Source organism: Pseudomonas sp. SDO5522_S412 (genome assembly GCF_054071215.1).
The window spans coordinates 1-13,908 of sequence record NZ_JBSVWQ010000149.1 but is presented as its reverse complement, the minus strand read 5'-3'; the positions used below and the strand labels follow the sequence as shown (position 1 = coordinate 13,908).

13 protein-coding genes and 1 pseudogene are annotated in these 13,908 nt (G+C 61.0%); 6 read left to right on the top strand and 8 right to left on the bottom strand.

The annotated features are described in order from the left end of the window. Positions 1-77: 77 nt before the first annotated feature. Both ACW9I6_RS23470 and ACW9I6_RS23465 read right to left on the bottom strand, forming a co-directional pair. Positions 78-950, bottom strand: a complete 873-nt coding sequence (locus tag ACW9I6_RS23470; RefSeq protein WP_457339892.1) for a pirin family protein — start codon at positions 948-950, stop codon at positions 78-80. 64 nt (positions 951-1,014) lie between these two features. Then, positions 1,015-1,431, bottom strand: coding sequence for an OsmC family protein (locus ACW9I6_RS23465; protein WP_457339891.1), 417 nt, complete (start codon positions 1,429-1,431; stop codon positions 1,015-1,017). A 140-nt stretch (positions 1,432-1,571) separates the two neighbouring features. Between ACW9I6_RS23465 and ACW9I6_RS23460 the strand changes: the two genes are divergently transcribed. The 3 genes and pseudogenes from ACW9I6_RS23460 (at position 1,572) to ACW9I6_RS23450 (ending at position 4,350) form a co-directional block, all read left to right on the top strand. Beyond that, entirely contained in the window at positions 1,572-2,576 is a 1,005-nt protein-coding gene (locus ACW9I6_RS23460) for an amidohydrolase family protein (RefSeq protein WP_457339890.1), read from the top strand. A 148-nt stretch (positions 2,577-2,724) separates the two neighbouring features. After that, positions 2,725-3,495: pseudogene (locus tag ACW9I6_RS23455) on the top strand (MCP four helix bundle domain-containing protein); the annotation flags it as partial. Continuing rightward, positions 3,487-4,350, top strand: coding sequence for a methyl-accepting chemotaxis protein (locus ACW9I6_RS23450; protein ID WP_404942412.1), 864 nt, complete (start codon positions 3,487-3,489; stop codon positions 4,348-4,350). The pseudogene ACW9I6_RS23455 and the gene ACW9I6_RS23450, both read left to right, overlap by 9 nt. Before the next feature lie 64 nt (positions 4,351-4,414). Here the strand turns inward: ACW9I6_RS23450 and ACW9I6_RS23445 are convergent, their stop codons facing one another. The 6 genes from ACW9I6_RS23445 to ACW9I6_RS23420 form a co-directional block, all read right to left on the bottom strand. Continuing rightward, on the bottom strand, positions 4,415-4,633 hold the full coding sequence (locus ACW9I6_RS23445) for a hypothetical protein (RefSeq protein WP_003210554.1): 219 nt from the start codon (positions 4,631-4,633) through the stop codon (positions 4,415-4,417). A 220-nt stretch (positions 4,634-4,853) separates the two neighbouring features. Next, a complete protein-coding gene (gene fabB / locus ACW9I6_RS23440) occupies positions 4,854-6,074 on the bottom strand; it encodes a beta-ketoacyl-ACP synthase I (protein ID WP_003210553.1) in 1,221 nt (406 codons plus the stop codon). An 11-nt stretch (positions 6,075-6,085) separates the two neighbouring features. Then, positions 6,086-6,601 carry a 3-hydroxyacyl-[acyl-carrier-protein] dehydratase FabA gene (fabA, locus tag ACW9I6_RS23435; RefSeq protein WP_003210552.1) on the bottom strand — a complete coding sequence of 172 codons (516 nt, stop codon included), beginning with the start codon at positions 6,599-6,601 and terminating at the stop codon, positions 6,086-6,088. Positions 6,602-6,849: 248 nt separating this feature from the next. Continuing rightward, a complete protein-coding gene (locus ACW9I6_RS23430; RefSeq protein ID WP_177019615.1) occupies positions 6,850-8,751 on the bottom strand; it encodes an ATP-binding protein in 1,902 nt (633 codons plus the stop codon). Further along, positions 8,748-9,659: an ABC transporter substrate-binding protein gene (locus tag ACW9I6_RS23425; RefSeq protein ID WP_050550292.1), complete on the bottom strand. Its 912-nt coding sequence runs from the start codon at positions 9,657-9,659 to the stop codon at positions 8,748-8,750. Before ACW9I6_RS23425 ends, ACW9I6_RS23430 begins: the two co-directional genes overlap by 4 nt. Before the next feature lie 20 nt (positions 9,660-9,679). After that, the gene (locus tag ACW9I6_RS23420; RefSeq protein ID WP_178903803.1) at positions 9,680-11,812 is read right to left on the bottom strand and encodes a TonB-dependent receptor plug domain-containing protein; all 2,133 of its coding nucleotides are present in this window, start codon (positions 11,810-11,812) and stop codon (positions 9,680-9,682) included. A gap of 195 nt (positions 11,813-12,007) precedes the next feature. Here ACW9I6_RS23420 and ACW9I6_RS23415 point away from each other — a divergent pair, with 195 nt between their 5' ends. Genes ACW9I6_RS23415 through sixA form a run of 3 tightly spaced genes read left to right on the top strand, consistent with a single transcriptional unit; the run spans position 12,008 to position 13,837 of the window. Continuing rightward, complete coding sequence (locus ACW9I6_RS23415) at positions 12,008-13,033, top strand: NAD(P)H-dependent glycerol-3-phosphate dehydrogenase (protein WP_003210548.1); 1,026 nt, start codon at positions 12,008-12,010, stop codon at positions 13,031-13,033. Between the two features lie 10 nt (positions 13,034-13,043). Then, complete coding sequence (locus ACW9I6_RS23410) at positions 13,044-13,391, top strand: DUF4389 domain-containing protein (protein WP_003210547.1); 348 nt, start codon at positions 13,044-13,046, stop codon at positions 13,389-13,391. After that, positions 13,388-13,837, top strand: coding sequence for a phosphohistidine phosphatase SixA (gene sixA / locus ACW9I6_RS23405; protein WP_457339889.1), 450 nt, complete (start codon positions 13,388-13,390; stop codon positions 13,835-13,837). Before ACW9I6_RS23410 ends, sixA begins: the two co-directional genes overlap by 4 nt. Positions 13,838-13,908 lie beyond the last annotated feature (71 nt).

The following is a 13,908-nucleotide window of genomic DNA, read 5'->3' as shown; positions in this document are numbered from 1 at the left end:
TGTACATCCTGAAGGAACGCGGTCGAAATGTGGGAGCGGGCTTGCTCGCGAAGGCTGTTTCACAGGCAATAAAGCGCTTAAGCCTTGCCTCCAGGCAACTCGATCCGCTCACTTTCCCCCGGCACTGTCGGCCAATCCCCAGCCGCCCAACGCTGCCGAGCCTGCTCGATCAACGCCGTATCACTCGCGACAAAATTCCAGTTAATCCGCCGTGGCCCATCCAGCGCCGCGCCGCCGAACACCACCAGGTGGCAATCAGTCTCGGCAAACAGCCCCATGCTTGCGCCTGCCGGCAACACCACCAGGCTATGCACCTCCAGCGCTTCGCCATCCAACTGCGCCTCACCCTCCAGCACATACACCGCCCGTTCTTCATGCTCATCCGGGATCAGCAGGGTGGTAGCCGTCTGCATCCGCACCTCGGCATACAAGGTGGGCGACAACACCGGCACCGGCGATTCGAGGCAAAAGCCATTGCCGGCAATCAGGCGAATCTGCACGCCGAGGTTATCGCTCACCGGCAAGCTGGCGGCCGGATGATGGCTGTAATGCCCAGGCCCTTGTTCATGTTCCTTGGGGGAGGCCAGCCACACTTGCAACCCGTGCAGGCTGAAACCACTGGCCTTCAACGCCTCGGGGCTGCGTTCAATGTGGGCAATGGCACTGCCGGCTGTCATCCAGCTGACGTCCCCGGCCTTGACCACCTGATCGGAGCCGAGGCTGTCCTTGTGCAGGAGTTCGCCTTCAAACAGGTAGGTCAGGGTAGAGAGGCCGATGTGCGGGTGTTGGCGAATGTTCATGCCGGTACCCGGGGCATAACGGGTTTGCAGCATATGGTCGAAAAACACGAAAGGCCCGACGCTGCGGCATTGCCTGGAGGGCAGTGGGCGCAGGATCGGTTGGCCTTCCACATCTTCGGCGCGCGGGCGAATCACGGTCACGGTGGTCATGGTGCTTCCCAGTCTGAGCGGGTCTGATGGTACTGAGCATAACCCGCTCGACGGGAGGTTGCCGCTACTGGCTGAAGGCGCCTTCGGAGAGCCGGGTCTCAATGGTGACTTCGGCCGTGGTCATCAGCTTGTGCACCGGGCAGCGATCCGCCACGCGGTGCAGCTCGTCGCGCTGCTCGTCAGTGAGTACGCCCTTGAGGGTCAGTTTGACGTTGAGCTTGTATTTGCCCTTTTGCTCTTCGGTGCTGTCATGGGTGACTTCCACGGTCACGCCGGTCAGCGGTATGTCTTTTTTCTGCGCATAGAGCTTGACGGTCAGGGCCTTGCAGGACGCCAGTGCGGCGTCGAAGTAATCGTGGGGGGAGGGCGCCGAATCGTCGCCGCCCTGGCTCTTGGGCAGGTCGGTAAACAGCTCGTGGTTATTGATATTGACGCTGTGGCGGAAGTTTTCGGCGTTCAGCGTGTTCACGGTAACAGGCATGGCAAACCTCACAGGATGGCAGGAAGAAGCTCATGCAGTTATAGAGCATGCTGGCACGTTGGTGTTCCCCGTTGTTTACCGCTGAACCCGCAGGCGCGGTCCGAGGTCTACCGGCATTAGCCCTTGTTTGAGATACCCCCGTGCGCCGGACCCGCCTGAGTATTGCCCTGTTGCTGACCGCCGCAAGCCTTGCGGTGCAGGCTCGCGACTATGCCTACAGCGATGCACACCTGCATTACGTCGATTTCTTCCAGGAGTCGGCGGGCATGGATAAATTACTCAAGGCCATGGCCGATAATCGCATCGAGCATGTGATGATTTCCGGCATTCCGGTGGCCAAGAAATGGCATGAGGACGAACCCAAGCGGCCGCGCTATTACGCCGGGGACGACGCCGACGCCTATTGGTACAGCGCCACCGACGTGTTCGTCGCCGATGCGGTCAATAAACTGAGCCCGGAGCAACGTCAGCGCTTTCATCCGTTCCTCAGTGGTTTCAATCCCAACGATAAAAATGCCGCATCCCATATCCAGCGCATGCTCGACCTCAATCCTGGGCTCTGGCAAGGCATCGGCGAAGTCTTCACCCGTCACGACGACCTGACCGCGCTGACCTCCGGCGACACCCCAAGGGCCAACAACGAGGCGATGACCCGCATCTATTACTTGGCCGCGGAGAATGATCTGCCGGTGATGGTGCATTCCAACATCACCTCCAAGCGTGAGAAAAATCCGTTGTACCTGGCGGAAATGGAAGAGCCGCTGCGTAATCACCCGCACACCCGGTTTATCTGGGCCCATGCGGGCAGCAGCATGGAGATCCATCGGCACCAGACGCAGATGGATTTTTTGCTGCCGACCCTGGCGCGCATGCTGGAGGCTTACCCCAACCTGTACGTCGACCTGTCCTGGAGCGTGCTCACGCCTTACTTGCTGGATGAGGCGGGAAAGGCACGCCCTGAGTGGGTAAAGCTGGTGGAGCGCTTCCCGGACCGCTTCATGCTTGGCTCAGACGTGGTAGGACGCTTCAACAAGCTCGGTAAGGAAATGCGCAGCTTTGACCCGTTCCTCGATGCGTTGCCTGAGGATGTGGCCAGAAAGGTCGCACGGGACAATTTCCTGGCGATTCTGCCCAAGCCCAGGTGATGGGTTTAGCTGAATCGCTACAGCCGGGGCGGGGCGATCATAAGGCGTTTTGATATCGCGTTTTCGTCTTAGGCAAACGTCTCAACTCGCCGATACCTTTCAAGAGCCCGCTGCAGGTGGATGCAGCGCTTTTGGAAGGATTCCGAGCATGAATATCAGAAGTCTGAATATCGCCCCTCGCGCCGGCCTGGGGTTTGGTTTGCTGGCGCTGATGGTGTTTGCCCTGGGCGGGTTCGCCTTGTTGCAGATGGGCAATATGCGCCAGCAGTCTGACCAGGTGGAAAACAACTGGCTGCCCAGCGTGATGGCGGTCGGCGAGATGAATCAGGACCTGCTGCGGGTACGGGCCCTGACGTTGCGGCTACTGCTTAACCGCGACCCGCAGGCAATCACGCAGAATGAGCAGAAAATCACCGAGCTGAAAAGCGGCCTGCACAAGGCTCAGTCCCTCTATGAAGGTTTGATCGTGCTGCCAGAAGAGCGGGTGCTGTTCGATCGCTTTAAAACCGAGGAAGAGCGTTACCTGCAGCGCCAGGAACAGGTGATGGCGTTTTCCCGGGCGAATCAGTTGGAAGACGCGATCAAGGTGGTCAACGGCGAGATGAACCAGTTGGCCGACGAACTGGCCGGCACCCTGCGTGAGCTGGTGACGTTGAACAAGGTCAGTGCCAATCAGGCGGCGAGCCTGGCGCAAAGTGTGTTCACGCAATCGCGCAGTTGGGTGGTTGGCATGATTGCCGTGACGGCGCTGATCACCATCGGCCTGGCATTGTTGCTGACCCGCAGTATTGTGCTGCCGTTATCCCAGTCTTTGAAAGTCGCCCAGGGTGTGGCCAGTGGCGATCTGACCGGGGTGATTACTGTCAGCGGCCAGGATGAGCCGGCGCGTTTGCAGCAGGCGCTGAAAAGCATGCAGGAGAGCCTGCGGGAAACCATTCGGCGTATTTCCGATTCGTCCAGCCAGTTGGCGTCGGCTTCCGAAGAGCTTAGTTGCGTGACCGAAGATGCCACCCGTGGGTTGCATCAGCAGAGTCAGGAAATCGAGCAGGCGGCTACTGCGGTGAACCAGATGACGGCGGCGGTGGAGGAGGTGGCGAGCAACGCGGTGGCTACGTCCCAGGCGTCGCGGGAGTCGGATCGTATCGCTCAGCATGGGCGCGAGCAGGTGCATCAGACGGTGTTGTCGATTGAGTCCCTGGCGGATGATGTGACGGCCAATGCGACTCAGGTGGAGGACCTGGCGCAGAAGGTGTATGGCATCAGCAAGGTGCTGGATGTGATTCGTTCGATTGCCGAGCAGACCAATTTGCTGGCGCTGAATGCCGCCATCGAAGCGGCGCGGGCCGGGGATGCCGGGCGTGGGTTTGCGGTGGTGGCGGATGAGGTGCGGGCCTTGGCCCATCGTACGCAGCAGTCGACCCAGGAAATCGAGCAGATGATCAGTGGGATTCAGCAGGGGACTGATCAGGCTGTCAGCTCCATGCAGCAGAGCAATACTCGGGCGCGTTCGACGTTGGATATCGCCAAGTCGGCGGGGACGGCGCTGGAGGAGATTGCTTCGGCGTTTACCCTGATCAATGAGCGCAACCTGGTGATTGCCAGTGCCTCGGAAGAACAGGCGGCGGTGGCGCGGGAGGTGGATCGCAATTTGATGAATATTCGCGATTTGGCACAGCAGACGTCGGCGGGGGCGAACCAGACCAGTGCGGCGAGCCAGGAGTTGTCGCGGTTGGCGGTGGATCTCAACACGATGGTGGCTCGGTTTTCGGTTTAGGTTGTTGGGGGAGTATGCCCGTTGCTGTGGTAGGGGCTACTTATGGTTTCGCTCTCGCAGCGAGTCACTTTGCAAAAGCGGCAAAGTAAGCAAAGCGCTCTGCCTCGCCTGTCGGCGGGGCGCCTAAGATCAAAAGCAAGAGCACGGCGGCCTGGAAGCCGACCTGAGTGTTAGAAGCAAAAGCAGAACCGCTTTTCTGTCGGAGCCGGCTTGCCGGCGAAAACCTGAGAACGCCGCGTTGAATCAGGATGCCAGCGTCATCGTTAACGACCTTCGCGAGCAAGCCCGCTCCCACATTGGACCGTGCCCGTTTTAGCTTTTGATTTTGCTTCTAAACACTCAAGCCTGAGCGAGGTGCCGAGTGATCGGGCAAGAGCGTTTTGCTTACTTTTGACTGGGCACGCATTCCGGCTTTCAAAAGTGAGCCACTGTAAGCGCGGTAAACGGGTAAAAAAACGCCCCGAACCAGTCGGGGCGTTTTCAGGCGATCAAGCTGCGGGAGCTTACTTACCCTGCCAGCGTTTCAGCACCAGGGTGGCGTTAGTGCCACCAAAGCCGAAGCTGTTGCTCATCACCGTATTGATGGTCGCATCTTCACGAGTCTTGGTCAGGATAGGCATGTCAGCCACGTCCGGGTCCAGTTCCTCGATGTTGGCAGAACCTGCCATGAAGTTGCCTTCCATCATCAGCAGGCAGTAGATCGCTTCGTGAACGCCAGCGGCGCCCAGGGAGTGACCCGACAGGCTCTTGGTAGAGCTGATCGCCGGAGCCTTGTCGCCGAATACCGCACGCACGCCTTCCATTTCCTTGGAGTCGCCGACCGGAGTCGAAGTACCGTGGGTGTTCAGGTAGTCGATCGGGGTATCAACGGTGGACATGGCCATCTGCATGCAGCGGATGGCGCCTTCGCCGCTTGGCGCAACCATGTCGTAGCCGTCGGAAGTCGCGCCGTAGCCGACGATTTCCGCGTAGATCTTCGCACCACGGGCCAGGGCGTGTTCCAGCTCCTCGACCACCACCATGCCGCCACCGCCGGCAATGACGAAGCCATCACGGTTCTTGTCATAGGCGCGGGAGGCTTTGTCCGGGGTTTCGTTGTACTGGGTCGACAGGGCGCCCATGGCGTCGAACAGGAACGACTGGCTCCAATGTTCTTCTTCACCGCCGCCGGCAAACACGATGTCCTGCTTGCCCAACTGGATCTGCTCTACAGCGGTACCGATGCAGTGAGCACTGGTGGCGCAAGCGGAGGAGATCGAGTAGTTCACGCCCTTGATCTTGAACGGCGTGGCCAGGCAGGCGGAAACGGTGCTGCCCATGGTCCGCGTGACGCGGTACGGGCCAACGCGCTTGACGCCTTTCTCGCGCAGGATGTCCAGCGCTTCCATCTGGTTCAAGGTCGACGCGCCACCGGAACCGGCGATCAGGCCGGTGCGCACGTTGGATACCTGGTCTTCGCTCAGGCCGGAATCGGTGATCGCGTCCTTCATGGCCAGGTAGGCGTAAGCGGCTGCGTGGCCGACGAAGCGATAGATCTTGCGATCGATCAGTTCTTCGAGGGGCAGGTCGATGGAGCCGGAAACCTGGCTACGCAGACCCATTTCGGCATATTCCGGGTTGAAGCGGATGCCAGGGCGACTTGCACGCAGGTTAGCGGAGACGGTCTCTTTGTCATTGCCCAGGCACGAAACAATGCCCAGACCAGTGATAACGACGCGGCGCATGCGGATAACCCTTAAAAGTTGTCAGTGGAAGTGAATACGCCGACCCGAAGGCCTTCGGCAGTATAAATCTCGCGACCGTCGACAGTCACCGAACCATCGGCAATGGCCAGGTTCAGCTTGCCCTTGAGGACGCGCTTGATTTGAATGTTGTAAGTGACTTTCTTGGCGGTCGGCAAGACCTGGCCAAAGAACTTCACTTCGCCCGAACCCAGGGCGCGACCGCGGCCCGGCAGGCCTTGCCAGCCCAGATAGAAACCGACCAGCTGCCACATGGCGTCAAGGCCCAGGCAGCCCGGCATCACCGGATCGCCTTCGAAATGGCAGGCGAAAAACCACAGGTCAGGGGTGATATCCAGCTCGGCGACCAATTCACCTTTGCCGTACTTGCCACCCTCTTCGCTGATATGGGTGATGCGATCCACCATCAGCATGTTCGGGGCGGGCAGTTGCGCGTTACCTGGGCCGAACAGCTCACCGCGACTGCAGCGCAGCAGGTCTTCCCGAGTAAAGGCGTTTTGTTTGGTCATGCGAGCTCCTCAATAATCCCATGCGGCAGGGCAGGGCAAATCTTCCCGGCCGACTGAAGCGTTCATGCCTCATATCGGCAGCCTACACATAGACTATTGCGTTGTAGTGAAAGTCACAGCGTCAAGGTCATGAATGTACACTTGTGCACTGAAATTATAAACCGGGCCGGTTTACGGGCCCGTTCGGGTGCCTAAGACTGCCGCACTTTCGTCTTTCACGCCAGTCGCAGTTGGCTGATGGCACCGTGTTACTGCACCCATCTCTGCAGGATTTGCTGCAAATCCGTGCGTTTGAACGGCTTTGCCAGGTAATCGTTCATTCCAGCTGCCAGGCAGGCTTCGCGATCGCCCTGCAAGGCATTGGCCGTGAGGGCAATGATTGGCAGCTCGGCGCAACCGGGCAACTGGCGAATCTGCCGGGTAGCCTCGTAGCCATCGATGCCCGGCAGTCGGCAGTCCATCAGGATTGCGGTAAAAATCAGGCTTTCGGCGCTGCGAATCGCTTCGGCGCCGTCGGTGGCGATGCTCACCTCGAACCCCAGGCTGCGCAGCATGGCTTCGACCACCGTGCGATTGACCGGGTTGTCTTCCACCAGCAACACGTTGCGCCCTTCGCCCGCACGGGCATTGCCTTCGGTATTCGGCGCGAGCACCGGCAAGCTCTGCTGGTAGATCGCCAGCGGAATTTCCAGGGTAAACACCGAGCCGTGGCCTTCTTCGCTCTGGGCGCGCAGGGTGCCGCCCATGCGTTCGGCCAGGGTGCGTGCGATAGGCAGTCCCAGTCCGGTGCCGCCGTAACGTCTTGAAATGGAACTGTCGGCTTGCTGGAACGCATCGAACATCAGTTCCAGGCGCTCGGCGGAGATGCCAATCCCGCTATCGCGCACGGTGCAGGTGAACCACAGCAATTCATGGTCCAGGGTCTGCCAGTGGGGTTCGACGGTGACGGTGCCCTGCTCGGTGAACTTCAGGGCATTGCCGATCAGGTTCACCAAAATCTGCCGGATGCGGGTCGGGTCGCCCTGTACCTGCAGCGAGCCCAGGCCCTGGGGGATCGGCACTTCGAGCGCCAGCCCGCGTTGTTGGGCGGCGTGCTGGAAGGCCTGGGCGCAACTGCTGATCAGCTCCACCAGGTCGAACGGAATGTGCTCAAGCTCCAGGGCCGCGCGCTCGATGCGCGAGAAGTCGAGGATGTCGTTGATCACCTTCAGCAGGTGTTCGGTGGACTCCGAGGCCAGTGCCGCGTATTCGGTCTGTTCCTCGGTCATGTCGGTGGTTTCCAGCAGTTGCAGCATGCCCAGCACCCCGTTCATCGGCGTGCGCAATTCATGGCTCATCATCGCCAGGAAGTCCGACTTGGCATTGTTCGCCCGCTCGGCTTCTTCGCGGGTCTGGATCAACTGGGCCATGGCCTGGTGCTGTTCACGACTGGCCTGGTTCAAGCCATCGGCGAGGTTATTGATGTGGCGCGACAGGTCGCCCAGTTCCGAGTCATCCACGATGGGCAGCGGCGTCTGGTAATCGCCCTGCTGGATCGCCTTGACCGCATTGCCCATGGCGCTGATCGGTTGCGACAGGCTGGCCGCCAGGCGCCGGGCCAGCAGGAACGTAAACAGCAGGGCGAACAGCGCGAGAATCCCGGCCTTGAACAGGATTTCCTGCTGGCGCTGGCTGAACGCATCGTTGGACATGCCGACAATCACTCGCCCCAGGTAGTCCGCGCGCGGGGCCTTGGGCTCGGCAGTACTGTCCTGGAAGAAGTCATTGCCCAGCTGGATATGTTGCAGGCGAATCGGCGCCTGGAAGACTTTCACCGACAGCGAGCGATCGTGCTTCTCCGACGGTTGCTCGACATACACCAGGATATTTTCTGCGCTGTCCTGAATCTCCAGGAAGCGCACGTGCGGCGTGGCGAGGGTGGCCCGCAACAGGCTTTCAAGCACGTCGTTGTTGCCGGAAATCACCCCGTATTCGGTGGCCGGCGCCAGTTGGTTGGCGATCAACTGGCCGGTGTGGTCCAGTTCCTGGCGCAGGTCCTGGATCCGCACGAAGGTGAAGAAGCTGATCAACAGCAGCGTCAGCAGGAGTGCCGGGCCCAGGGTAATGAGCTGGGTCCGGGTGTTGATGTCCCAACGGCGACGAAATGTCATGGGCGTTTTTCTCCTTCGGCCAGGCGGGCGGCGACGTTGGTTTCGTCCACCTGTTCGATCCCCAGTGAGCGCGCAACCTGCGGGTTGCCTACGACTTTGAAACGTTCCGGGTACAGCGAGCGCGGCCAACTGGCCGGCGCATGATCCAGCAGGCGGTCGAGCACATCCAGCCAGTCGGTCTGATCGCTGTAGGTGCTGGCCAGGCTGCCGGCCTTGACGAACCCGGCGTTGGGCCCGACCAGTGGCAATTGCCTGGCGTAGCTGCTGAGCAGCAGGTTTTTCGCGGTTTTCGGGTTGTACAGCTGGGGATCATCCAGCCCCAGCAAGACGTCGCTGTTCTTGAACAGGCTTTGCAGCGGGCGACTGTCATTAATGTTTTCCCAAAGCTGGGGCACGATCTCCAGGCCCATGGGCGCGGCGTACTGGCGCAGCTCGCGCAGCAGGAACTCGCTGTCGATGCCATAGAGCACGCCGATGCGCCGGGCCTGAGGCAGGATGCCGGTGATCAGTCGCAGTTGTCGGTCCAGCGGTGGGTCGCTCCACAGCAGGCTGATCTTCGCAGGCAACGTGGCACCCAGGCGCTGGCGCGCTTGCAGGCGGCTGATGCGCAGCACCAGGGTCGGTGGGCCCTGGGCGTCTTGCAGGCGCCAGTCAAGGCTGGGCAGGTCCAGCAGGATCAGGCGGGTGCTGGTCGGCAAGTTTGCGGGGGCGGGCAGGTCCTTGAGCGGGGTGAACTTCACGCTGTCTTCGGGACGCTGCAGGGCCAGGGCCTGGACGAATGTTTGTACGCCCGGGCCGTCTTCGTCGGCGGTCAGCAGGATATCCGCTGCCCATGTCGGTGCGGCAAACAGTAAAACCCCAAGCAACACACAGCACCGCCAGAGCCGGGCGGTAAAGGGCAGGGTCATCCGTGACGAGTCGCTGTCCACTAGAACTCTAACTCCGCACTGAAGTAGAGCACGTGGCGTTGGTCATAGTTGTTGTCGGGCCAGGTGGTGGGCTGATTGTCGAGGCGTTGTTGCAACATGCCGGCCAGCTCCACGTTGGCTTTGCCCAAGGCAATGCGCTTGGCCACCCGCAGGTCGACCCGTTCGAAGCGATACTGGTTGAGCGCATCGTCGCCATAGTAGAACACCGCGCTGGACCAGCCATGGCCCCATTCCCGCATCCAGCCGGCCGAGCCGCTGTTGCGGGCGGTCTGCTGCCTGTCCAGGGGGTTGGTGGCGCTGGCATCCACATAAGCATAGGTGACGCGCAGCCGGTCGGCGGTGCTCATGTGCCAGTCGAGCTGGGTTTCGGTGCCGGTAAAGCGCGAGCTGTTCGAGTTGCTGGCGATGTACTGGTTGTTGCGCAGCGGCTCGCTGACCATTTCGCTGATTTCGTCGTAGAACAGCTTCACGTCGACGTTCAGCCCGATGTCGGCAAAAAAGCCGTTGTAGCCCAGCTCCCGGGAGCGCATCAGCTCTTTGTCGAGGTTGCCCGGGCCACGGGTCACCACGAAGTATTGGCCGGAGTTCTGGCCGTAGGCCGGCGAGCTGAGGTTGGTGACGCGGTAGCTCCAGTTGACGTTGTTCTCGAACATGTCCGGGGAGCGAATGGCTTCGGAGTACACCGCGCGCAGGCCGTGGCGCGGGTTGATCAGGTAGTTGACGGCCACCCGTGGCGTCAGCGAGTTGCCGCTCAGGTGAGTGTCTTCGTACATCGCGCCGCCCTGCAGCAGCCAGTGTTCGCTGGCCCGCCATTCCAGGTGGCCGAACAGGCGCCAGGTGGTGTCGTCCAGGGTGCCGTTGAAGTAGGTGTCGGAGTCGGCGCGGTCGTAGCGGTAGTTCATGCCGCTGACCAGGCGCAGGCTGTCGGACAGGCTGAGGGTGTCTTGCAGCTCTAGGTCGTAGCGGCTTTCCTTGGTGCTTTGGTCGATGTTGCCGCAGACCGGGTCCTTGCCGCCGTCTCCCCATTGCTGGAGCACCTGGCGGGCCAGTGCCTGCTCGGCGGCGCTGCCGGGTGGGAGGTTGCCGGGGTTGAAGTTGTTCATGTGCCGGGCCAGTCGCTCGGCATAGTTGGGGTTGAGCTGCCACAGCTGCGTCAGTTCCGGGCTGAACGAGACCTTGGCATCGCACGCGCGCCAGATCTGCCGGCGATCCCATTGCTGGGCCGAACCCTGGATATACAGGCTGTGATCGGGGTTGAAGTCGAAGTTCCAGCGCAGGGAACCGGCATAGTCCTTGGCGCTGACGTCGGAATTGTTACCGCCTTCGGTAATCCCGTCGAACACCGGTTGGTAGGTGTAAGGGCGCTGGTTGGTGCCTTCCTTGGCGTCCAGTTGCCAGTCGATGCTTTGTTGCGCATTCAGGGTCTGGCTCACGGCCAGGCTGAAGCGGTTCAGGCGGCGTCCGTCGCGGCGGTCAGCGCCCACGCGGTCGCTGTCAAAGCCATCGTCCTGTTGACCGGAGAGTGACAGGCGCAAATCGCCGGTGTCCCAGCCCATGCCCTGGCTGGCGTACCAGTCGTTGATCCCTCGGCCGCCCTGGGTGAGTTTCATCCGCGTGCCATGGCTGTTGGCCGGCGAGCGGGTGAGGATGTTGACGACGGCCATCAGCGCGTTGGCGCCGTAGCTGACGGTATTGGGGCCGCGGAAGACCTCGATGCGGTCGATGTCTTCCAGGGCTACCGGAATATCGCTCCAGTCCACCGTGGCCAGGCCCGCGCGGTACACCGAGCGCCCATCGATCAACACCTGCATGCGCCGCGCATCGCCCGCCTGGGTGCCGTGGTAATTCACGGCGGCCTGGTTGCCGGTGGTGTAGCCGACCATCATCCCGGGCACCAGCCGCAGCAGTTCGGGGATATCCCGCGCACCGCTGGCCTTGATCAACTCGGCGTCGATCACCGTCATGCTGCCGGGCACGGCGGCGGCCGATTGCTTGAGCCGGGTGGCGGTCAGCACCTGCGGCAGCGGCTGGCTGTCGAGGAACAGGTCGTCAGCCAGCACCGGCACACTGCACCACGGCATGCACAACAACGTCAGCAGAAGGGATGAGCGAGGAGGAGGGCCCAAATACACGGCACGGCCTTGATAATTACGGATAGCCGCCCATGTTAACTGAGGTGGGGCCTTTTGCCAGTCGTCGGCCCTGTAATTACTTCGCACAAATGTCGCATTTTCCGACAAGCGTTTGAATTGACGCGGGGGCTGGCCGCAGGCGGGTCGCTCCGTATAATGCGGCCATCGCCACTGCTATGGATTAACGGATTGCATATGACTGAACAGCGCCCTATTGCGGTCCTGGGAGGCGGAAGTTTTGGTACCGCCGTGGCTAATCTGCTGGCTGAAAATGGTCACCGGGTGCGCCAATGGATGCGTGACCCCGAGCAAGCCGAAGCCATTCGGGTCAACCGGGAAAACCCCCGTTACCTTAAAGGCATCAAGATTCTGCCGGCCGTGGAGCCGGTGACTGATTTACAGGCGACGCTGGACGAATGCGACCTGTGCTTCGTCGCGCTGCCCTCCAGCGCTTTGCGTTCGGTGCTTGCACCCCATGCCGAGCGGCTGGCGGGCAAGCTGCTGGTGAGCCTGACCAAGGGCATTGAGGCGCACACCTTCAAGTTGATGAGCGAGATCCTTGAAGAAATCGCCCCCGAAGCGCGGATTGGCGTGTTGTCCGGGCCGAACCTGGCGCGGGAAGTGGCTGAGCACGCGCTGACTGCCACGGTGATCGCCAGTGAAGACGAAGAACTCTGCGAGCGGGTGCAGGAGGTGCTGCACGGTCGCACCTTCCGCGTGTACGCCAGTGCCGACCGTTTCGGCGTCGAGCTGGGCGGGGCGTTGAAGAACGTCTACGCGATCATCGCCGGCATGGCGGTTGCGCTGGGCATGGGTGAAAACACCAAGAGCATGCTGATCACTCGCGCCCTGGCCGAGATGACCCGGTTTGCGGTCAATCAGGGCGCCAACCCGATGACCTTCCTTGGCCTGGCGGGTGTGGGCGACCTGATCGTCACCTGCTCGTCACCGAAAAGCCGCAACTATCAGGTCGGTTTTGCCCTTGGTCAGGGCTTGAGCCTGGAAGACGCCGTGACGCGTTTGGGCGAAGTGGCGGAAGGCGTCAACACCCTGAAGGTGCTGAAGGCCAAGTCTCAGGAGGTCGGGGTGTATATGCCGCTGGTTGCCGGGTTGCACGCGATCCTGTTTGAAGGGCGCACCTTGAACCAGGTCATCGAGTTGCTGATGCGCGCCGAGCCTAAAACCGATGTCGACTTTATTTCCACCAGTGGTTTCAACTGAGGAACGCGTCATGAACGATCCGAAAGCAGCTCCCAAGTACGAATCCATTGGCCTGCGTGTGCTGTGGATGCTGGTGTTTGCCCTGGTGTGGCAAGTGGCGCAGTTTCTGCTGGGCGCGCTGGTGGTGGTGCAACTGGTTTATCGCCTGGTGTATGGGGCACCGAACCTGGGGCTGATGAATTTTGGTGACAGCCTGAGTCAGTTCTTGGCGCAGATTGGGCGGTTTGGCAGTTTTCACAGTGATCAGAAGCCTTGGCCGTTCGCCGATTGGCCGACGCCCCGTGCACCGGAAGGTGAGGCTGCCCACAGTGTGCCGCCTGCACCGCATCCGGCGCGTGATGAGGAACCCAAGCTATGAAGGTGTGGGTGTTGCGTCACGGTGAGGCCGAGGGGCATGCGCGTACGGATGCCGAGCGTAATTTGACGGCCCATGGGCGCGATGAGGTGTTGCGCAGTGCGGCGCATCTGATCGGGCAGCCGATTCGGGCGATCATTGCCAGTCCGTATGTGCGGGCGCAGCAGACGGCGCAGTTGGTGCGGGAGGCGTTGGGGTTTGAGCCGGATGTCCGCACTGTGCCTTGGTTGACGCCGGAGAGTAATCCGCTGGAGGTGCTCAAGCATCTCGACAATGACGATGATGTGTTGCTGGTTAGCCATCAGCCGTTTGTGGGGGGGCTGATCAGTTATTTGCAGCATGGGCATTTTCGGCAGCCGCAGGCTATGAGTACGGCGAGTTTGGCGGAGTTGGAGGGGGATTTTCCGTTGGCGGGGTTGATGAGTCTTTTGAGTGTTCGGAATCCTTAAGGTTGGGTTTGGTTTTGGGTACATATCCGTTTCTTCGGTAACGGCCACTTAGGGTTCCGCTCTTACAGCGG

Coding starts and splice junctions, on each gene's coding strand:
- ACW9I6_RS23470 (WP_457339892.1), bottom strand. CDS start 950: ATGACCACCGTGACCGTGATTCGCCCGCGCGCCGAAGATGTGGAAGGC.
- ACW9I6_RS23465 (WP_457339891.1), bottom strand. CDS start 1,431: ATGCCTGTTACCGTGAACACGCTGAACGCCGAAAACTTCCGCCACAGC.
- ACW9I6_RS23450 (WP_404942412.1), top strand. CDS start 3,487: ATGCAGGAGAGCCTGCGGGAAACCATTCGGCGTATTTCCGATTCGTCC.
- fabB (WP_003210553.1), bottom strand. CDS start 6,074: ATGCGCCGCGTCGTTATCACTGGTCTGGGCATTGTTTCGTGCCTGGGC.
- fabA (WP_003210552.1), bottom strand. CDS start 6,601: ATGACCAAACAAAACGCCTTTACTCGGGAAGACCTGCTGCGCTGCAGT.
- ACW9I6_RS23430 (WP_177019615.1), bottom strand. CDS start 8,751: ATGACATTTCGTCGCCGTTGGGACATCAACACCCGGACCCAGCTCATT.
- ACW9I6_RS23425 (WP_050550292.1), bottom strand. CDS start 9,659: ATGACCCTGCCCTTTACCGCCCGGCTCTGGCGGTGCTGTGTGTTGCTT.
- ACW9I6_RS23415 (WP_003210548.1), top strand. CDS start 12,008: ATGACTGAACAGCGCCCTATTGCGGTCCTGGGAGGCGGAAGTTTTGGT.
- ACW9I6_RS23410 (WP_003210547.1), top strand. CDS start 13,044: ATGAACGATCCGAAAGCAGCTCCCAAGTACGAATCCATTGGCCTGCGT.
- sixA (WP_457339889.1), top strand. CDS start 13,388: ATGAAGGTGTGGGTGTTGCGTCACGGTGAGGCCGAGGGGCATGCGCGT.